The organism is Paenibacillus sacheonensis (assembly GCF_009909195.1).
Classification (GTDB): Bacteria; Bacillota; Bacilli; order Paenibacillales; family Paenibacillaceae; genus Paenibacillus_Z; species Paenibacillus_Z sacheonensis.
In genome coordinates this window covers 62,749-83,569 of record NZ_JAAAMU010000007.1, presented here as the reverse complement: position 1 = coordinate 83,569, position 20,821 = coordinate 62,749, and the positions used below count along the sequence as shown (strand labels likewise).

At 55.6% G+C, this 20,821-nt stretch carries 17 protein-coding genes and 1 pseudogene; 16 read left to right on the top strand and 2 right to left on the bottom strand.

The window, feature by feature from the left end; translation table 11 throughout:
• The first annotated feature begins 150 nt into the window (after positions 1–150).
• From GT003_RS15375 to GT003_RS15340, 8 genes are all read left to right on the top strand, one after another.
• A complete protein-coding gene (locus GT003_RS15375) occupies positions 151–1,053 on the top strand; it encodes an ABC transporter permease subunit (RefSeq protein ID WP_161699271.1) in 903 nt (300 codons plus the stop codon).
• The gene (locus GT003_RS15370) at positions 1,050–1,949 is read left to right on the top strand and encodes an ABC transporter permease subunit (RefSeq protein WP_204798917.1); all 900 of its coding nucleotides are present in this window, start codon (positions 1,050–1,052) and stop codon (positions 1,947–1,949) included. Before GT003_RS15375 ends, GT003_RS15370 begins: the two co-directional genes overlap by 4 nt.
• 92 nt (positions 1,950–2,041) lie before the next feature.
• Positions 2,042–3,850, top strand: a complete 1,809-nt coding sequence (locus tag GT003_RS15365; RefSeq protein WP_161699269.1) for a type 2 periplasmic-binding domain-containing protein — start codon at positions 2,042–2,044, stop codon at positions 3,848–3,850.
• Between the two features lie 83 nt (positions 3,851–3,933).
• Complete coding sequence (locus GT003_RS15360; protein ID WP_161699267.1) at positions 3,934–5,604, top strand: SGNH/GDSL hydrolase family protein; 1,671 nt, start codon at positions 3,934–3,936, stop codon at positions 5,602–5,604.
• A 40-nt stretch (positions 5,605–5,644) separates the two neighbouring features.
• The gene (locus GT003_RS15355; RefSeq protein WP_161699265.1) at positions 5,645–8,332 is read left to right on the top strand and encodes an alpha-L-rhamnosidase; all 2,688 of its coding nucleotides are present in this window, start codon (positions 5,645–5,647) and stop codon (positions 8,330–8,332) included.
• Positions 8,333–8,353: 21 nt separating this feature from the next.
• The gene (locus GT003_RS15350; RefSeq protein WP_161699263.1) at positions 8,354–9,436 is read left to right on the top strand and encodes an SGNH/GDSL hydrolase family protein; all 1,083 of its coding nucleotides are present in this window, start codon (positions 8,354–8,356) and stop codon (positions 9,434–9,436) included.
• The gene (locus GT003_RS15345) at positions 9,433–10,560 is read left to right on the top strand and encodes a beta-galactosidase (protein ID WP_161699261.1); all 1,128 of its coding nucleotides are present in this window, start codon (positions 9,433–9,435) and stop codon (positions 10,558–10,560) included. The genes GT003_RS15350 and GT003_RS15345 overlap by 4 nt, the downstream gene beginning before the upstream one ends.
• Positions 10,561–10,631: 71 nt before the next feature.
• Positions 10,632–12,656 carry a hypothetical protein gene (locus GT003_RS15340; RefSeq protein WP_161699259.1) on the top strand — a complete coding sequence of 675 codons (2,025 nt, stop codon included), beginning with the start codon at positions 10,632–10,634 and terminating at the stop codon, positions 12,654–12,656.
• 122 nt (positions 12,657–12,778) lie between these two features.
• Here the strand turns inward: GT003_RS15340 and GT003_RS15335 are convergent, their stop codons facing one another.
• Positions 12,779–13,492: an LbetaH domain-containing protein gene (locus GT003_RS15335; RefSeq protein WP_161699257.1), complete on the bottom strand. Its 714-nt coding sequence runs from the start codon at positions 13,490–13,492 to the stop codon at positions 12,779–12,781.
• A 204-nt stretch (positions 13,493–13,696) separates the two neighbouring features.
• Positions 13,697–14,665 (bottom strand): helix-turn-helix transcriptional regulator, encoded by a 969-nt coding sequence (locus GT003_RS15330; protein ID WP_239565885.1) that lies wholly within the window; start codon positions 14,663–14,665, stop codon positions 13,697–13,699.
• A 119-nt stretch (positions 14,666–14,784) separates the two neighbouring features.
• Between GT003_RS15330 and GT003_RS15325 the strand changes: the two genes are divergently transcribed.
• The 8 genes and pseudogenes from GT003_RS15325 to GT003_RS15295 all read left to right on the top strand — a co-directional run bounded on the left by GT003_RS15325 (position 14,785) and on the right by GT003_RS15295 (position 20,739).
• A complete protein-coding gene (locus GT003_RS15325; protein ID WP_161699255.1) occupies positions 14,785–15,264 on the top strand; it encodes a hypothetical protein in 480 nt (159 codons plus the stop codon).
• A 325-nt stretch (positions 15,265–15,589) separates the two neighbouring features.
• Positions 15,590–16,598, top strand: a pseudogene (locus GT003_RS15320) (AMP-binding protein); the annotation flags it as partial.
• A gap of 39 nt (positions 16,599–16,637) precedes the next feature.
• Entirely contained in the window at positions 16,638–17,084 is a 447-nt protein-coding gene (locus GT003_RS33025) for a class I adenylate-forming enzyme family protein (protein ID WP_338045949.1), read from the top strand.
• On the top strand, positions 17,081–18,235 hold the full coding sequence (locus GT003_RS15315; RefSeq protein WP_161699253.1) for a thiolase family protein: 1,155 nt from the start codon (positions 17,081–17,083) through the stop codon (positions 18,233–18,235). Before GT003_RS33025 ends, GT003_RS15315 begins: the two co-directional genes overlap by 4 nt.
• On the top strand, positions 18,232–18,612 hold the full coding sequence (locus GT003_RS15310) for an FAS1-like dehydratase domain-containing protein (RefSeq protein ID WP_161699251.1): 381 nt from the start codon (positions 18,232–18,234) through the stop codon (positions 18,610–18,612). Before GT003_RS15315 ends, GT003_RS15310 begins: the two co-directional genes overlap by 4 nt.
• Complete coding sequence (locus GT003_RS15305; protein ID WP_239565884.1) at positions 18,609–18,962, top strand: MaoC family dehydratase; 354 nt, start codon at positions 18,609–18,611, stop codon at positions 18,960–18,962. The genes GT003_RS15310 and GT003_RS15305 overlap by 4 nt, the downstream gene beginning before the upstream one ends.
• Complete coding sequence (locus tag GT003_RS15300; protein ID WP_161699249.1) at positions 18,959–19,780, top strand: SDR family NAD(P)-dependent oxidoreductase; 822 nt, start codon at positions 18,959–18,961, stop codon at positions 19,778–19,780. The genes GT003_RS15305 and GT003_RS15300 overlap by 4 nt, the downstream gene beginning before the upstream one ends.
• A complete protein-coding gene (locus GT003_RS15295) occupies positions 19,777–20,739 on the top strand; it encodes an NAD(P)H-dependent flavin oxidoreductase (RefSeq protein WP_161699247.1) in 963 nt (320 codons plus the stop codon). The genes GT003_RS15300 and GT003_RS15295 overlap by 4 nt, the downstream gene beginning before the upstream one ends.
• Positions 20,740–20,821 lie beyond the last annotated feature (82 nt).

Here is a 20,821-nt window from a genome sequence, read left to right as displayed (position 1 = left end):
AAAGTGCAACTAATTCGGAAGGATGGCGCGAAGCCTATTTCGGGCATTCGGTTTGTTGTGTATTTGACTAGAAAGTCCATTTTTATACGATAATTCTCCTCCTATAATGAATCTATAAGACCTACTAACGTCAGGTAAGGAGAATCAACGATGCTATCTAAAAGGAACAAAATCGGATGGACCTATTTCTTAGTCGCCATGCCCTTCATGATTTATGTGATCGCTTTCTATTTCGTGCCGCTGTTCGGTTGGATCTATTCCTTTTATAACTATAATCCGGCACTCAGTTTCTCGCAGTTGAAGTTCGTGGGTTTCGATAACTTCGTGAAGATCTTTCATGAACGAAGCGAAATATTCCGGGTTCTTAAGAACACCCTCGCAATGAGTTTCCTCATGATCCTGATCACGCCCTTGCCGATGTTCGCGGCGGTTATGATCAACGAAATCAAGCATAACAAGTTCAAGCGTTTCATTCAGACGGTGACGACGCTCCCCAATTTCATAAGCTGGATCGTCGTATTCGCCTTATCGTTCGCGATCTTCTCCAATGAAGGACTCTATTACACGCTGCTGCGAAACTTGCATATCGACGTGCCCGTGATCGGCATCATGGGCAACAACGGCGCGGCTTGGTTTTTCCAGGCGGGTCTGTATGCGTGGAAGACGATCGGCTGGACGATGATCATTTATATGGCCGCGATCGCGGGAATCGACAGCGAGCAGTACGAAGCGGCCCGCATCGACGGTGCCGACAAATTCGGCTTGATGCGCCACATCACGATTCCGGGACTGGGTCCGACCTTATTCGTCCTCCTGCTGCTGCAAATCAGCAATTTGCTGAACAACGGCCTCGATCAATTCTTCGTTTTCTATAATCCGCTGGTCGCTGATAAATTGGATGTGCTCGACTACTACATCTATAAAGTCGGTTGGGGAGTCAGCGATTATTCGTACGCCACCGTGCTGGGCATGGTCAAGTCTCTTCTGGGCATCGGTCTCTTGTTCGCCGTCAACTATCTCTCCAAGAAAACGAAAGGGGAGTCGATCCTGTGATAAGCAAACAACGGCGTTCGCTGGCCGAACGAACTTTCGACGTCTTGAACTATGCGATTATGGCCTTGTTCTCCTTTATCTGCATCTATCCGTTCTATTACGTATTCATCTATTCGATCAGCGAACCGAGATTGGCGCAGAAGGGCATCTACCTCTGGCCGGGCAAATTCAACGTCGACGCGTATATCAAAATCTTCAGTCTGAACACGATCCCGCATGCTTTCCTGGTATCGGTCGAGAAGACCGTGATTTTCACCGTATTATGCGTCTATTTCTCGTCGATGCTCGCTTATCTCTTCACCAAACACGTGATGCCGTTCCGCAAACTCATGTACCGCATCGTCATTTCGTCGATGTATCTGAACTCGGGGTTGATTCCGTGGTATATCACGATGAAAACATACGGCTTGCGCAATTCCTTCCTGCTCTACGTCCTGCCGGGCATCATCAACGCCTTCTATATCATCCTGATCAAGACGTATATCGAGCAGCTGCCCGCCTCGCTGGAAGAGTCGGCTCAGATCGACGGAGCCGGGTTCATGACCGTCTTCAATCGCATTATCTTCCCGCTGTCCAAACCGATCGTCGCTACGGTTGCCGTATACGCCTCGGTAGGCTGCTGGAATTCGTGGCTCGATAACTACTTGCTGGTCGAGAATCCCAACCTGCAGACGATTCAAGTCATCTTGTTCGGCTATCTGAACGAAGCCCAGAGCTTGACGCAGGATATATCGGCCATGCTGGCCAATGCCGGTTCGGGCAGGCAGCTCCATCTCTCGCCGGAAACGATCAAGATGAGCATCACCGTTATCTCGGTGCTTCCGATCGTCCTTGTCTACCCGTTCCTCCAAAAGAATTTTATCAAGGGCATCATGCTTGGCGCTGTAAAAGGTTAATACGGACCTTGAATGCGGATATGATGGTTTTTCTAGAGAACCATTTATCAATAGATACAGCCATGAACCGATAATTCCAGGGAGGCTATTCGATGAAGAAGAGAAAGTATCTGCTTGCGATCGTTCTTGTCACGACGCTCATCTTGCTAAGCGCTTGCTCAAGCAATAGCAATACGAATACCAATAAGAACGATGCCGCAACGAACGCAAACGGGGGAAATGCAGGCAACGGCGGGGCGGCGACGACCGATACGCCGGACGATTCGGCCGCGCCGGACGGTTCCGAGCTTCCCAGAGATCCGATCACGCTGAAAGTATTCATTGGCGGAACAGATGATAACAAGGGCGTTTGGAACACGAGCATCGCGAAAGAAATTCAGAAAAAATTCGGCATCACGCTTGATTTCATCACGGGCGACGACGTCAAAGAGAAAACGCTGATCGCCGGCGGCGACTTGCCCGACGTGATTACGACCGGCGGATCGGTGAGCGCGCTGGTCGACTCCTTGATTCAAGGCGGCCAGGTCATTCCGCTCGATGATTTGATCGCGAAATACGGTTCGAACATTACGAAGAACACGCCGCAAGCGCTGGATATCATGAAAGCGACGGCAAGCAACAATACGGGCAAAGTCTATTTCTTGCCGGTTCGGGTGAATAAGGCCGCAAGTACGCCTACGCCGTTGTTAACCGCGCTGGCCGGATTCTATACGAGATGGGATCTGTATAAAGCGATCGGCGCTCCGGCGATGAGCAATGAAGACGACTTCTTGAAAGTCAACAAAGAAATGCAGGATAAGTTCCCGAAAACGAAAGACGGCAAGAAAACCTATGCGTTCTCGGCATGGGCAGCGGATCCATTCCCTTACATCATCTCCTATCCGTTCTCCATGGGGTATAACAACTGGACGGCAGATACGTCCATCAGCGCTACCACCGGAGAGGTCGTAGACAATTATATCGACAAGGATGGCGTATTCTGGAACGGGATCAAGTTCTTCAATAAAGCGTACCGCATGGGATTATTCGATCCGGAAGGCTTCACGCAGAAAATCGACCAGTACATCGCCAAGCTGAACAACGGTCAAGTCTTCAACTCGGCGGCCAGCTTCTGGACGGGCGGCAATGATCTCATCGCGAATACCGGCAACGACAATGCGGAATTGCAGCAGCTGCCTGGACCGTTCCCCGGCTATATGGCGCTGTATGCCAAAGACGCTCCCGGCGGAAATCTATTGGGGCCGGCCCGCGCCATTACCAAAGCCAATAAATATCCAGAACGCACGATGGAATTGTTCAACTACCTCAGCGGCGACGAAGGCGGAAGATTGCTGTTTACCGGCGTGAAAGGCGTAGATTGGGATGTCGTCGACGGCAAGCCGCAATTGATCGGCAAGATGGCGAATCCTTCCGATGCCGGATATAACGATTACGTGAAAAGCGTAGGCGTGACCACGCTGAACAAATTATCGAATCTGCATGAAGCCTGGACGGCGGAAGACGGATATCCGCTCGATCTCAAGCTTGTCATCAATCCGGCTACCATTACGAAGGCCGAGAAGGAATTAGCCCAGCAAAACGGCGCGGAGCTGTACCCGGGGCAAGTCTATGACAAGTTGGTTAAGGACGGCAAGGCCGTCACGGATTCCAAATACTTCGCGTTCACGGCGTTCGTCAAGCAGATGTCCGAGCCTAATCAACAAGTGATGGTTAAGGCGGATCAGTATTTCTTGGCGAACGTGGCGAAGTATATCATGGCCAAGGACGACGCGGCTTTCGACGCCGCGAAGAACAAAGCGGTGGACGATTTCATCGCGATGGGCGTGGACAAAGCGTATGCCGAATTCCACCAGCTCATCGATGATGCCAAAAAGTTCGCCAAAGACAACAATTTGGAATAAAAACGGACGTTAGCGAGCGATTCAGTATAAGGGGACGGCCTTCGGCGGTCCCTTTTTACTTCGATTAGCGGGAGGACTTTTCCATGCGCATAACCTGTTCAGGCCTTGCGGTCGTACCCACGGAGCCGGCTTCCATGAACGTCATCGTCGAGCCGGGGAGCATAGAGATGGGCAAACGGTCCATCGAGCTTGCGCAAGCGGTCTCGATTCGAATTCGCGAAGCAGGGCAAAGGCGGTATACCAAGCAAATCTATCACATCCAAGGCGAAGGGACCGCTTCGCCCAGCGGATGGAACGGCGAGAATCTTCGAGGCTCGGCCGGGGCGCCGTATCAACGCATGGTTCCGGGTTCGCTGCAGGTCTATTCGAAGGATCGGGCGAAGCAATACATACCGGAAGTAGATTACGCGGAAGACAGCTATTGGGGGACTATCAAGCGTCATCCGCAGGGGGAGATCGGCGCGGGTCAGGAGCTCTCCATCGATTACGACGTCTGGCTGTGCCGATACGATGCCGTCGTTCTGCTCGAGGACGGAACGATACGAGTCGTCGAAGGCGCAAGCGAAGCGCCGGAGTCCCGCGAGCTGCTGCTGCCCGAGCCGCCGGCGGTTCATTCGGGCTTCGTTCTGGCCCATATCTTCACGGGTTGGGGACAAACCCGTATCCATGGCGGAGGAAGCGTGATCGCGGCGAGCGGCTCGCCATCCGCGCGGTCGACGAATTCGCGGCCGGTCCTGTCGGGGCGGTACGAGGACATGGCAGAACGCACCTATGTGGTCGAAGTTTCAGCCGCGAATAGCGATCCCCGGGAACAGTATCTCTACCGAATCGGTGCTACCGGAGAAGATTACGGCACGGATGCATTCTTAACGACGGCTAATTTGCGATGGACGGAGGAGCAGCCGCTGCCGCTCGATCGGAAGCTGCCATTGCTGCTGCAATCCGCTTACCGTTACCCGGTCAGCTGGGGGCTGGAGCTGGATTTTTCGCAAATGGAATCGGAAACGGGCGCAAATTGGGACTTGTCCGGCGAATACCGCGTTACGGCTTATCCGGAAATGATCTTCGATCGAAGACAGGCGCTTAACGGAAGCGATCCGCTGGCCTTTATCCCCTTGGAGCAGCGCGCTCATCTGGATCGTTTCAGGAGCAAGGCTGCTGCAGGAAAACCCGTACGCATCGCGTTCTTCGGCGCGAGCAACGCGCGGTCCGGATTATGGCCCGCTCAAGTCGTGCGCGGACTCAGGCAAGCTTACCCGCAAACCGCGATCTCGACTTCGGTCATCGCGTACGGAGGAGAAGAGATGCGTCACGGCAGGCATCGCTTCCAACCCGAAGTGTTAAGCGCCGCGCCCGACTTGATCATCATGGAATATTTCATCAACGATGTCTGTCATGGCGATCCGGAAGAAACCGAACGGGCTGCGCGTTCGATTCTGCAGCGGATCCAAGATGCCGGCATCCCCTGCATCCTCCTAACGAATAACGGCGCCAATCCGCTCTTCTCCAGATACGGTTCCTCGAGCAGCTTCCGGAAGTATCATGAGCTGTATCGGCGCCTGGCCGCCGAATACGGAATGGCTTTCGTCGGCGCTTACGCGTATTTCAGCCATCTTCACAGGTTCGGGAAGTATTTCCTAACGGAGCTTAAAGGCAACATGGTGAACCATCCTTATGGGCTTGTCGACCAGAATTGGGGACCGTTCGATGCCGTGCTCAGCAGCGCCATATTGAAACTGATACAAGACCCATGATTATTACAATCCGTTCATCGATCCCATTGGAGGCGATTGCATGCACAGCATCATCCCGACGAATCTCAAGACGGAATACTTGTACAACCCGCTCGGCATCGACTCGACCCGACCAAGATTGAGTTGGATGATCGAAACCAAGGCCAGAGGTTTTCTCCAATCCGCTTACCGCATCCTCGTCTCCACGGATATACGGCAGCTCCTGGATGAAACCGGGAACGTATGGGATTCGGGCAAAGTGGAGTCGGAGCAATCGGTGTTCGTTCCGTACGGCGGGGCGCCTCTTCGGTCGAACGAGCGCTATTATTGGAAAGTCCGCGTATGGGATACGGAAGGGAATCCGTCCGTATGGAGCGAAACGGCCGAATGGTCCATGGGACTTCTGAGCCGGGACGACTGGAAGGCGGAGTGGATCGGCGAACCGTTCAAACCCGTTGAAGGAAACCGGGAAGCCGGTTTCTTCCGTAAGTCCTTCGCGATCGGCAAGCCGATTCGGGAGGCGACGATCTATGCGACCGCATTCGGCGCGATCGAGATCAGCCTCAACGGGAGCCGTGTCGGCGAAGACTATTTTGCTCCGGAATGGACCGATTATCATACGAGAGTTCATTACAGGACGTATGATGTCACCTCCTTGCTGCGGGAAGGCCCGAATGCCGTAGGGACCATTCTCGGGGAAGGATGGTACAGCGGTCACATCGCTTGGTACGGGAAGAACCTGTACGGCGAGGCGCTTCGATTCATGCTGCAGCTGTACGTCCGTTACGAAGACGGGACGGAGGAGACGATCGTCTCGGATGCATCGTGGAAAGAGAGCAAGGGACCGATCCTGTTCTCGGATTTTCTCATGGGCGAGAGCTACGACGCGAGGTTGGAGCACCGCGGTTGGAACGAAGCGGGCTTCGACGATTCGGCCTGGCGCAGCCCGCATGCGTTCGGCGGTTTCAAAGGCTGGATCCAGGCGCAGATCAGCCCGCCGATCCGGGTCATGGAAGTCATGGAACAGATAGCCGAGCAGAAGCTTGCGCCTGGAACGCGGCTCGTCGATATCGGTCAGAATATGGTCGGCTGGGCGCGCATCCGATTGATGGGCGACCGGGGCTCGGCGGTCACGCTGCGCTATGCAGAAGTTTTGAACCCGGACGGGTCGATCTACACCGATAACTTGCGCACGGCGAAACAAACGGATACCTATATCCTCAAAGGCGAAGGCGAAGAAATCTACGAGCCTCGGTTTACGTTTCACGGCTTCCGATACGTGGAGATTACCGCGTCCGCGGATGTGAACGTTCTTCAGGTCACGGGACGCGTCATCCACAACGCGATGAAGCCGACGGGCAGGCTCGTCACGTCCGATGCGGGCGTCAATCGATTGTTCAGCAATATCCAATGGACGCAGCGCGCGAACTTTATCAGCGTCCCGACGGATTGTCCGCAGCGGGACGAGCGGATGGGGTGGACAGGCGATGCCCAGATCTTCTCCCGCACTGCAACGTATAACATGGACGCGGCCGGGTTTTTCGCGAAGTATATGACCGATATCGCGGATGCGCAGCGGAAGACGGGCGCTTTCACGGACACGGCGCCGTTTCTCAAAGGCTTCTCGGATTGGAGCACGTTCGTCGCTTCCGCGGGCTGGGCCGACGCGGGCGTTATCATCCCTTGGACGATGTACGGCGTCTACGAAGATCGTCGGATCATCGAAGAGCATTATGACGCCATGGCCGCCTGGATGGCGTATCTGGTCCAGATGAACCCGAGCCTGCTCCGCACGGATACCCAGTATTACGGCGACTGGCTGTCGCTTAACGCGAATACGCCGATGGACGTGTTCGCGACCGCTTACTTTGCCTACTGCGCCAAGCTCATGGCGGAGATGTCGGAGGCGGTCGGGAGAGCGGAGCAAGCTGCTTCGTACGCCGCGTTATTCGATCGCATTCGTTCCCGATTCAACGAAGCCTTCGTGACCGAGGACGGACGAATCGCGGGCGAGACGCAGACGGGTTACGCGATGGCGTTGTTTATGGATTTGCTCCCGCAGGATACGAGACGGAAAGCCGCTTCCCATCTGGCCGCGGATATCGAGCAGCGCGGCTGGCATATTACGACGGGCATCCATGGCATCAAATATTTGCTGCCCGTTCTATGCGAAGTGGGCTATGAGGATGCCGCATACCGCCTGCTGCTGCAGGATACGTATCCTTCCTGGCTGTATTCCGTTCGGAACGGAGCGACGACGATCTGGGAAAGATGGGACGGCTGGACCGAGGAGAAAGGCTTCCAGAATCCGGGCATGAACTCGTTCAACCATTACGCGCTCGGCGCCGTAGGGGAATGGATGTTTCGTTACATGGGAGGCATCGACAGGCGATCCGATACCCCCGGGTATAAGCATATTCAGATTCGTCCCTTCATGAACGACAAGCTCGCGTTCGTGGATTGCCGCTACGAAAGCAGTTACGGGACGATCCGGAATCGCTGGTCGATCGAGGGCGGCGCCGCGGACATTCAGGTGACGATCCCGCCGAATACGAAGGCGGACATTCATATTCCGCATGCGGACGGCGAGCCCGTGTACGAAAGCGGACGACCGATACCGGACGGGGCGAACGATCGGGCGGGAACCGGAGCGTCCATCATCGATCTTGGGATCGTCGGAGACAGACGCGTCTTTCAAGTCGGGTCCGGCGACTACCATTTTCGGACTCGGCTCGGAGCGTCGAAATAACGAATGGAGGATGCGCGAACGATGGAACGATCCGTTACCGAAGACGAGCTGAAGTGGCTCTCGCCCGATGAACCTCCTTTTCGGATTGCAGGCTTCGCTTGGTGGGCAAAGGAACGCAAGTATCGCCGGCTGCCGGTCACGGCTCCCGGCGCTATACGCGACATATTGAATGATTTGGCGGACAACACGTCCGGAGGTCAGATCCGTTTCCGAACGAACGCGACGAAGCTCGCCATTCGGGTCAAGCTGTTCGCGCCGAATACCGCGGAACATATTCCCGCGACGGCCGTGAACGGATTCGATTGTTATGTGGGAGCGCCCGGGGAGCAGCGGTATTACGGAACGACGAGATTTCCCCACGATGCCGATCAGTACGAGTACGTATTCTTCGAAGGACGGGAAGCGGAGATGCGCTGCGTAACGTTAAACTTCCCGTTGTTTCAAGGCGTTCACGAAGTCCGGATCGGGGTGAATCCGGGGGCAGGCCTGGCCGAATATCCGGCTTATGCGTCGGACCGCAAAGTCGTGCTGTACGGAACCTCGATTACGCAGGGAGGCTGCGCGTCGCGGCCGGGCATGTCGTACGCGAACATTCTGAGCCGCAGGTTTGACAGGGAATTCATCAATCTGGGCTTCTCCGGCAACGGTCAGGGCGATCCCGAGATCGCAAGGTTCATGAGCGAGATCGACGATCCGGGCTGCATCGTCATCGATTATGACGCCAACAACCCGACGATCGATAATCTGATTCGCACGATGCCCGAATTTCTGCGCATCTTGCGAAGCCGGCATGCCGAGGTTCCGATCCTCGTCCTGTCGCGGATTCCTTACGGATACGAGCATCTACTGACGACGTCCCGGGAAGACAGAATCGCGAGACGGAATTATCAGAGAGACCTGGTAGAGCAGCTTCGCGGCCAAGGCGATCGCTTCATCGCTTTCTGCGACGGAGCCGAGTTGACCGGAGAACTGTGGAACGAATGCACGGTGGACGGCGTTCATCCTACCGATCTCGGCTTTATGAGAATCGCGGACGGACTGACGCCGATTTTGCAAACGCTGTTGAATGAAGGGATATCGACGACTGGAGGAATCAAGAAATGAACGATTCGACAGCCGCCGGCTTGAGGCCGTTTCCGATCGGTCTATGGGTACCGCCCCCGGCTCATGCGGTTTCCATCGAGAGCTACAAGGATATTCGCGATGCCGGGTTTACTTTCGTGATCGGATTCAGGGAACTCGAACACGGCGAGGAAGCCGTGATCCATGCTTTGGACTGCTCGCTCGAGAACGGGCTGACCTATATCGTCAGCGACCCGCTCGTGAAGAATTTGGATGCGGACCAAGCACCGGCCATGGAGCCGCTGTTGTCCCGGTTTTCCTCGCATCCCGCCTATATGGGGCACTTGTTCTACGACGAGCCCAGCGCCGACCAATTCGACCGCTTGGCAGCGCTCGCCCGAACCTACGACACGCTCGTCCCGGACGGACTGGCCTACGTGAATCTGCTGCCTGATTATGCATCCGCGAAGCAATTGGGAACGGAGACGTACGCGGAACATGTGGAACGGTTCCTGGATACGTTTCAGCCGAAGATATTATCGTACGATTACTATCCCTTAAGGATGGACGGTTCGGTGAAGGCGACGTATTACGCGAATTTGTGGACGATCCACAAAGCCTGTCGCTCGCGCCGCGTGCCGTTCTGGCTGTTTATTCAAGCGATTACGTTCAACGGCACGTATCGGGAACCGAACGAAGCGGAGATTCGTTGGCAGGTCAATGTGAGTCTCGCGTTCGGCGCGAAGGGCATTCAATACTTTACCTATTGGACGCCGGAACCTGCCAACGGAGAGACCTACGGAGAAGCGCTGATCCGGAAGGACGGTTCCAAGACTTTAACCTACCGGAACGTTCAAACCGTCAATCGCGAAGCGGCTTCAATAGGTCCGGTCTTGCAGTCGCTGGAATCCGTGGGGCTGCTCGTATCCGGGGAACCGCTGGCGGGCGTTGAAGAAGTTTGCGATTCGTTCGGCCCCGTTGCCGCCCTGGAAGGCGATCCGGCCATTGCGGGGTGCTTCTCCAGCGGCGGCCGGCCCCATTCGTTATTCGTGGTCAATCGCGAATACACGCTCCCGGCCGAGTCGGTCATCGTCTTCGCGGACAATAGACGCGTGACGATTCGGTTGGAACCGGGCGAGGGCAAGCTGGTACCACTCTCGCAATGATACAGGAGCGCGGATTCGGGCTTTTGAAACAATCAGGTTATCATGTTTGACATCGGAGGGAGATGCAAGCGATGGATAGATCCGGCGAGTTAAAGCTTTCGTTTCGGATAGTCGTGAATCGGTACGAGGAGGAGGAGCAATTTCAACAGCTCCTGTCATTCCTGACGGCATATAAGGACAGTATCGACGAGCTCGCGATATTTACGGAGTATTGGCATTACGGTTATTACCCGTTAGATGAATTCAGCGCCAGATGCGCCATCATCGACAATCGGATCGAGCGCTTGCGCGCGGCCGGCTTCCGAAATGTCGGCGTGAATATGCTTGCCACGCTGGGCCATTTTCCCGAAGGCTGGGACTGGTTTCCCGCATTACCCTATCAAGGAGCGGTGGGGCCGGACGGGGCGGAGTCCACGAGCAGCTTCTGTCCGAACTCCGACGAATTTCGCGCCTACATAGCCGACAAGTATAGGCTTGCCGCGCGGACGAAACCGGATTTCATCTGGGTAGACGACGACGTGCGGATGTTCGCGCTGGGCGTCGACTATGCTTGCTTCTGTCCGGCATGTTTAGATATCTATAATCGAAATCACGCATCCGACTTCACGAGAGAACAGCTGGTGAACGAGCTGAATGCAAGCGAAGGCGGAATCCACCGGGAGCGATGGGTCCAGCAGAACATCGAGACGATCGAACGCTTGCTTGCGCACATCGCGGAAGCCGTACACGGCGTGGACGCCTCCATCGAACTGGGCCTGATGACGGTAAGTCTCAGCATATCTACGTATACCGGCGCCGATTACAAGAGATGGTTCCAGGCGTTGAAGGCCGTGAAAGCCCGGCCGGGCGGCGGCTTCTTCGAGGACGGCAAGCCGTTCGGGTTCGTGCGCAAGATTCACGAGACCAATCGCCAGATCGGACTTTACCCGGACTCCGTGCGGGATATCCAGTACGAACTGGAGAATTTCCCGTTCCAGCGATTGGCCAAATCCGTCCATATTACGCTCTTGGAATGCACGGCGGCGATCATGGCCGGTTCGAACGGCGTGGCATTCGATGCGCTGAAGGGCGAGAAGGGTTCGCTGGAGGACTATCGCGAGCTGCTGCAGGGCATTCAGGCGAGCAGACCGTTATGGGCCGAGATGGAGCGCATTGCCGGCAGCTATAGAACCGCTGGGCTTTATCCGGCTTTGCCTGCCGCGTATGAAGCCAAGCGAAACGTAGAGAACGGCAACTGGTTCGACAGCATCGCGGTGGACAATTCCCCTAAGGCTTATGTGCTAAGCGAGATCGGCATTCCGCTCGCGATGCATCCGGATTCCGCCTGCGGCGTCATCCTCTCGGGGAACATGCCGGAGGCCTACTCGACCGAAGAGCTGATCGCGATGTTAAGCGGCGGCGTATTGCTGGACGGCCGCGCCTTGGAGATCTTAACCGATCGTGGCTTGGGGGCTTATTGCGGAGTTGCGGTTGACCGTGTATATGACAACGGCGTGCTGGAGCGGTTCACGGACGATCCGCTGAACGGCGGCGATCAAGGCGAGGAGAGAGATGCGCGCCAATCGATGTCGAAAGGCGCGTGCTATGCTTTGCGGGCGCTTCACGATGAAGTGCGCGTACTTAGCCGGCTGATCAGCTTCACGAACGTGGATCTGGGTCCGGTCTCGTCGGTCTACGAGAATACGCTGGGCGGCCGGGTTGCCGTTCAAGGCTATATGCCTTGGCAGCATATTCACTCCGCGGCCAAGAGAGCGCAATTGCTGCGGATCTCGGATTGGCTGAGCGGCGGACGTCTGCCCGTAATCATCGACCGCTGCTGCAAGGTGGTGCCGTTCTTCAAAGGAGCGGAGGATGGCAGCGGATGGCTCGTCCTGTTATTGAACGGATCGTTCGACGAAACTGGCGCGATCGAGGTCAAACTGCGTGCAGCGGCGGACGGCGGGCGCGTCTATGAGCTGATGGCCGATGGCAGCAGCCGGCTGCTGGCGGATCGCGACTACCGTCAGGGGAATGGCGAGATCATCCTTACGCTGGATCGCATCGGCAGCTGGCAGAGCAGAATGTTTTATCGGACGGAGCGCCCTGGTCAAAAATAATCGCTTTCGCTGCTTCCGCAAGGTCGCGTTCCAGGTAAGCGCATGTCGATCAAACGTTGAAATTCGCGCAAACGAATGGCCGGAAACTTCCTGCGTGGAGTTTTCCGGCCATTCGTATATCCTCATAATTTCGTATGGTTGTATGCTATTCCGCAGGAGCAGCGGCGAGTGCCGAACATGGCGTCGTAGGAGGGAGGGAATTCCGAGTAAACCCGGATGACCTGTTCGGCTAACTCCTCCGCATCCTTGGGAACGGCGGCGAGCGAATCAGCCTTGACCTGGGTATCGATATGCGCGCCCGGCGGGACGAAACGGTTCGGCGCCAGCCGTACTCCGTTGGTCAAGATCGCATCGTTCGAAATATAGGAGCCACGGCCGACATATGCGTTGAAGAGAATAGCCTTGAAGCCGATGAATGCATCGTCTTCAACGAGGCAAGGACCGTGAACGATGGCCCCGTGAGCAATGGAGACTCTGTTGCCTATAAAAATCGAATAAGGCTTGTTGGCCACCTGAATAGATCGATTCGCCAATCCGTGCAGAATCACGCCATCCTGAATATTGGTTCTCGAGCCGATAAAGAATGGCGTTCCTTCATCGGCCCGAAGCGTTGAGGTTGGCGCAACGAACACTTGGTCCGAGATACGCACATCGCCGATGACACTGGTGAACGGACCGAGAAAAGCGCTTGGATGTATGGAAGGATACCGCGAAACGGGATTCGCCGACGTGATGGGATTCGGGCCAATAAACCTTGCGAATACATTGACGGGTCCTCTCGGAAGAGGATCGGAATCTTGCTGCCGGACGCTGTCCCGGCGAGGGTAGAATGTCATGTTAATTCTCCTCGCGACTGTCTTGGAATGACTCACTCCTAAGATATTCCGCTTATAGGCCATTGTCGCAAGGGCAGCGAGCCCATTTCTCGCCACACACCCGGTGCCGTCCCCGCACCTCTGACTCCTCCGTATGATCGAGGTGATTACACAGTCATGATGTATTCGACAGGTGCCGGCAATTAGTTGAGTTAAGTTTTTTCGTTAAAAGGCCGGCGGCGTCCCTAAACGATCTTCCAAAATGACGCGCAGCTCGTCGGGGATCCGTTCGAACGCGACGCCTTTCCCCAGAAACAACAGCCAGTCCGCATAATAAGCCAACGAATCAGCGTCGGTCACATCCAGTTGAACATTGAAAATCCCGCTCGATTGAAACATGCCGGTGAACGACAATATAATTCCCGGGGGATGCATGCGCTTAAACCGCTGAATCCCGGTCGCATCGAGCTTCACGATCAGATTGGACTCGCGTGCAAAAAGCCGTTTTCGGCTTAAAATCTCTTGCTCCGACCATTTCAACTCCCGTTCGGAAATCGCCGAATCCCGGAGCATCACGACAGGCAAATAACGAAATCCATTCGTATCGAGATCATAAACCTCGGCCAGCCACTGCGCGTTCGAGTTAAAGATATGGAGCAAATAAACATCCATCAGCAGCGGCCAACCGGGACTCAGCTCATAAGTCAATCGAAGGTGCTTATCCCGCACGGCAAGCGAGATCAGCTGGTTCAGCTCCTGGGGCGCCGCGTCGTCGAGCTCCAATAGATTCGGATTGGAAGGATTGGTATTCTCGAAAAGCAAGATACGGTTCAGCTCGATCAGCTCGTCTTGCTGGGCTTGCGACGCGATGCCGATAAGTTTCTCGGTAATGGACCGGCGATTATGCAGGTACGGCAGCTGCGAATTCTTCGAGGCGATGAAGCTGATAAAAATCGCCTTGAGCTCTTCCGGCGTGAAGCGGACGGAGGGCAGATACTGATTTTGCAGGACATTATAGCCGCCCCCGCGCCCAAGCTCGGTCGTCAGCGGGAATCCCATCGCCTGGATCTCGTTAATGTCGCGAATCGCCGTTGCGCGGGATATCTTAAACTCCCGCTGGATTTCGGCAATCGTAAAATGCGCGCGGTTATTGATGAAGCGCATGATCAGGTTCACTCGTTCTGTTTTTTTCATGCTTGTATTGTACCAAAAAAGCAGCATAAAGCGCGAAGAAGAAAATAAAAGGTTCATTTTTTGATACATTCCGAGAGTAGGATCAATCTTGTAGAAACCAACTCAAAGGAGCGAATAAAATGACGAATTACGCGATAAAGACCGTTTCGGAAAACTACAAAATGACCGGTTTCGGCGTGACGCTGGAAGACTATAACGATTGGGCGGGCAACGCTGCCAAGACCGCGGCGAAGAAAGCCGAAATCACGGCAAACAACAAGCTGGCCGAACTGCTCGCGCTCGCGGACGGGCAGGAATACCAGATCAATTACCTCGTCGGCGGCAAGGCTTGGCGCGGCTTCGGCGTGATGGGCGAGTTCGACGCGGAAGGCGCGGACGTGCTCGATTTCCTCGCTGGCGACTATCTCGTCGTGCCCGGAACGAGCGCGGACAAAGACCGCCTCGCCGATGAAATCACCGGCAAGGCGTTCGGCGGCCTGCTGCAAGAGATCACGGATTACAAATACGTCGGCCCCGGCAACGCCACCTATGTGAAAGCGGTCGATAACGGCGAATTCTACGGGGAAATGTGGCTGCGGGTCGAAAAAGTCGCAGGCTAGTTCTTATATCTAAAGAACACGCACATGGCAAAATGCGATCCATTATTTACGCAAGCCTGTTAGAAGCCCGCGGTTTTTGCGGGCTTTTTCCATTGTCGAATTCATACGTGCATGCAGCGCTTCAGAGCAATCGCTACATCATGAATCTATTGCCTAGGGACAGATATTCTAAGTATATGTTAACCTATAATTTATTTTGTGGTTTACAATTAAGAGGCATCGACTTATAATTCAAACCATTAGCTAGCGGCTTTCTATGCCATATGGACGCCAATTGCAGCCTGAAAGCCGCGATCTAGTAATCTTACTTAAGGTGTGACTGCAAATGAATTTGGTAATGCCTATACGTCGCCATGCACAGAGAGAGCCGGATCGAATCGCCATCTCCGATGGAGAGCGGCATCTTACATATGCGCAGCTTATGCAGCGGATTATGCGAATCGCTCATGCGCTTCGGAAAAGCTGCCCTGAACAAGCGAAGATCGCGATCCGATCCGGGAATCGAATCGAGTTCGCGGAGGTTTTTCTCGGTGCGATCTATGCCGGGTACGTACCCGTCCTGCTGGATCCAAAATGGAATCCAAGCGAAACGAACGACGTGATTGAACAGAGCCGGCCAAGCCTGATGTTTTGCGAACGGGGTTTTGACGAAACGACAGCGGAAGAACAAAGTCGCATCCAACGATTGACCTTCTCCGATGAACGGCCGGGAAGCTATGATCGGTGGCTGGCCTCGTACGAGCCGGAAACGACCGAAGCTTTCTCGGAGCGAACCCACGCAACCTTATTCATAGGTTTTACATCGGGAACGACGGGCATTCCGAAAGGGTATATGCGATCGCATGACTCCTGGCTGCGAAGCTTCGAGGCAACAAGCGCGGCGTTTCATCTGGAGCAGATGGAGCATGTATTGGCCCCGGGGCCGTTCGTGCATTCCTTATCTTTATTTGCACTGATGCAGTCCCTCTACGGCGGTGCGACGTTTCATATACTGCAGGCGTTTCTTCCATCCGAAGTAGTAGAACTGTGCGCCATGAAACGAAACATGACGTTATTCGTGGTCCCGACCATGATTGATTCGCTGCTGGAACTGTCCGATCCGGCAAGAGCATCCATTCACGCGTTGATCAGTTCCGGCGGAACGTGGTCCCCGTCGTCGAAGCAAAGATGCCGACAGGCATTTGCCGGGGCGAAGCTGTACGAGTATTACGGTTCTTCCGAAGCGAGTTACATCAGTTACATGGACGCAAACCCATGAAGGCAAAGCCGGCTCGCTTGGCAAACCTTTTGACGGCGTGGAAATTTCGATTCGCGACGAGGATTTCCAGGAAGTGCCCACGGGTACGACCGGCGAGCTTTATGTCCGGAGCGGGATGGTATTCAGCGGCTATTATGGATTGCCGGAAGAGTCGGAACGCGTATTTCGAGACGGCTGGCTCAAGACGGGCGATTATATGTATCGCGACCGCGACGATTATCTATATCTGGCAGGACGATCGCAGCATCGGATTAAAACGGGCGGCTTGAACGTTTTTCCGGAGGAAGTGGAGGCCGTGCTGCGCCGGATTCCGAACGTTCGCGAAGTAATGGTATTCGGCAAGCCTCACGAACATTGGGGCGAGCAAGTTACGGCCCTGATTCAATGGCGCGGAGATCGGCCGTTGTCCATGGAAGAGGTCAAGCAATATTGCAGGGAAGAGCTTCCTAGCTATAAAATCCCTAAAGCGTGCATCGCCGTGGACGAATTCATCTATACGAGCAGCGGTAAAATCGCTCGGCAATCCATGCAGCAGCAAGCATTGAAAGGCGTGATGTCATGACGGACGCGGTCATCGTCATGGCTGGACGCACGCCCATCGGCAAGATCGGGGGAGCATTAAGCCAATTAGAGCCTGAGGCTCTGCTTGCCCCGCTAATTCGGCATATAGTATCGGAAATGAGCGTACCGCATGACATGATCGATGATGTCATCATCGGAAATGCCGCAGGACCCGGAGGGAATATCGCGCGCGTCGCGGCGCTGGAAGCTGGTCTTCCCGTGACCGTACCCGGCGTAACCGTCGACCGCCAATGCGGATCGGGATTGGAGGCCATTAATATGGCCGCCAGGCTTATTCAAAGCGGGGCTGGCGAGATCTACCTGGCAGGCGGGGTCGAGAGCGCCAGCCGCGCGCCATGGAAGATGTTCAAGCCCAAGACGTTGACGGGAACCCCGGAGATGTATGCGCGCGCCCATTTTACGCCGGCTTCTTATGGGGATCCGGATATGGGGATAGCGGCGGAGAACGTGGCCCGGTCCTTTGCCATCCCGAGGGAGGCCCAGGATCGATATGCGTTGGAAAGTCATCGCAAGGCGGTCCGTTCCCGGACGTCAGGACGATTTCGCAGGGAAATCGTACCGCTTCAGACGGAAGACGGCAGCTGGGTTAGCGAGGATGAATGCCCGAGAGCGGATACCAGCCTCGAACGATTGCAGGCGCTGCAGCCGGTTTTTCTCGAACGAGGCACCGTAACGGCGGGCAATGCCTGTCCCGTCAATGACGGAGCAGCGCTTGTCCTCATCATGTCTCGCGAGAAATGCAAGCAGTTGAACCTGCAGGCCGTGCTGCGGTTCGTGGATGCGCGAGCGGCGGGAGTAGATCCGCATTATCTAGGGTTGGGTCCCGTTCCGGCCATCCGCAGCCTGTTAAGCCGTCAGCGATGGACGGTAAGCGATTTGGACGTCGTGGAGTTTAATGAAGCCTTTGCATCGCAGGTTCTGGCGTCCATGCAGGAGCTGCGCCTCTCGCCCGATAAGGTCAATATCGGCGGAGGCGCGATCGCTTTAGGCCATCCCTATGGCGCATCCGGCGCTATCCTGATGACGCGGCTATGCACGGAGATGCTGCGGGAACCTTACCATCGCGGAGCTGCAGCGCTCGGAATCGGCGGCGGAATGGGACTTGCAACCTTGGTCGAGGCAGTCGTATGAATCGCCTTGTTTTTCGGTATCGGCTTACGACGGCGTCCATTATGGCTTATTCGCAGAGCATCGAAGCCCCTTTGCAGAAGGCGGACGAAATCTTGATCGCTCCTCCAACGATGCCGATTACGTTCTGGAAGATCGCGGATGTTCCATGGCTCGATCAAGAGATCACTTATATTCATGGCCGGCAATCATTCGCCTACGATGCCCCGCTGATGGCGGAATCGCATCTTGATTGCGAATTGAAGCTTGCCAACCTGGAACACAAAGCGGGCAGCCGCGGAGCGTTGACCTTGTATACGCATATGCTTGTATGCATGTGCAACGGTGAACGGATCGTGGCCGCAGAAACGGTGTTGCTATCCGTCGGTGATCCCTCATGATCATGAACAAGACGATCACCATGGAAGCGATTCGTCACTATGCGGCCGCTTCCAACGATACGGCTGCGATTCATCACGACCCGGAAGCCGCCAAGCGAGCCGGGTTCGAGCGTCCGATCGCGCATGGCATGTACATCATGGGAATCGCGCATGCGATGTACATGAGGAAACATCCGGCACGCTGGATCCGTTCCACGCAAATGACATTTCTAAGCCCGCTCTTGTCGGATACGAGCGTTCGGTTGGAATTCGAGTGCAGCCAGGAAGAGGTTCGGGTCACCGTTATCGGCGAGAATGGGGAAGTCATCGCCAAAGGTTCGTTCCTGGTTGGGAGGAGGTCTGGATCGTGAAGAAAGTTGCACTAGTCACCGGTTCGAGCAGAGGTATCGGACGCAGCATCGCCATGCGGCTTGCGCGTCATGGATACCGGGTCGCCGTTAACGGAACGCAGCCCGGCGGCATTGACCGCGTCGTCGAAGAAATTCGGCAGCATGGGGGGGAAGCTTCGGGTTATTGCGCCGACGTTGCGGATTCCGCCCAGGTTACGGCCATGATCGAAGCCATCGTCAACAACGATGGTCCGATCGAGGTTTTGATTCATAATGCGGGCAACTTGCAGGATCGGAAATGTATCGACATGACGGACGAAGAATGGAAATCGGTCATCGACGTTCACTTGAACGGTGCCTTTTATTGCATTCGGCGGGTGCTGCCCTACATGCCCGAGCGAGGCGGCGATATCCTATTGGTCACCTCGACGGCCGGTCTGCACGGTTCTGTCGGACAAGTGAACTACAGCGCCGCCAAAGCCGGCATACTGGGCATGGCATGGACGCTCGCCGAGGAACTGCGGCATCGCCGTATCCGAGTCAATGCCATTGCGCCCGCTGCTTTAACGGATATGACCCGCCCCGTGATTGCGCATCTTGAGGCCAAGTATGCCCGCCGCCGGGAGCCCTTTCCGGCTTATTGGAACGTAGGCGGAACGGATGATGTCGCGCGTTTCGTTCAGCTGCTCTTGGAGCAGCCGGATCCGGAGCTGACAGGCGAACTATTCGGAATCAACGGTACTGCAGCGACGCGATGGCAGAAGCCGTCCAGCGTCTGGACGGAGAACGATCCTGCGGCATTTCTCGCTCACTGGAAAGAGAGGCGGGGGAGCATATGAATTGGAGCACGCGGTTGACTGACCTGCTTCATATCGAATATCCCATCGTTCAAGGCGGGCTTGCATACCTGGGGTATGCCGATCTGGCGGCGGCCGTATCCAATGCGGGCGGTCTGGGTCAGATTACGGCGATGAGTCTTCCGCGCGCCGATAGGCTGCGCGAAGAGATTCATCGCGCGCGCGCGTTGACGGACAAGCCCTTCGGAGTTAATTTGGCACTTGGCATGCACGGTCATGACATCCGCGATCGATTGCAGATTATCGTCGAGGAGAAGGTCCCGGTCGTATCGATCTCGGGCGGAGATCCGAGCGAGATCCTGCATATGCTCGAGCCGACGGGCATAACGTCTATCGTGCTCGTCTCCTCGGGCAGACAAGCGCGGAAGGCCGAACAGCGCGGCGCGTCGGCAGTCGTCGTGGTTGGCAACGAAGGCGGAGGACATCTCGGACGTGACGGCGTCGGCACCATGGTGTTGGTACCCAGCGTAGTCGATGCGGTCGGGATTCCCGTGATTGCCGCTGGCGGCATCGGCGACGGACGCGGATGGATGGCGGCCCATGCGCTCGGCGCGGAGGGGATTATGATGGGGACCCGTTTCATCCTGACGCAGGAATGCGTGGATGCAGCCGAATCCTATAAGCGGGCATTGGTCAGAAGCTCGGAGTCCGACACGGTGGTTATTAAAGCCTCTATCGGCTATCCGGCGCGGGTACTGCGCAACGCTTTTGCCGAGCGCATTCTCGATATCGAACGCAGAACGCCCCATTATGATGCGCTCCGAAACCTGGTCAGCGGTCAAGCTAACAGACGCTGGATTCATGATGGCCTGGAAGAAGAAGGATTCGGCTTGGCCGGCCAAGTCAGCGGCATTATTCACGATGTTCCTACGGTGGCCGGACTGATTGACGGGATGCTGAAAGAGGCGGAAGCGATCAGGGGCGCTTGGGGGTTCGATTGAACCGAAGCCTTAAGCTTTTGAATAGGAATGCGGCTTGGAGAAAAGAGTAACAAATGGAGAAAACGATGATGCACGAGCAAGA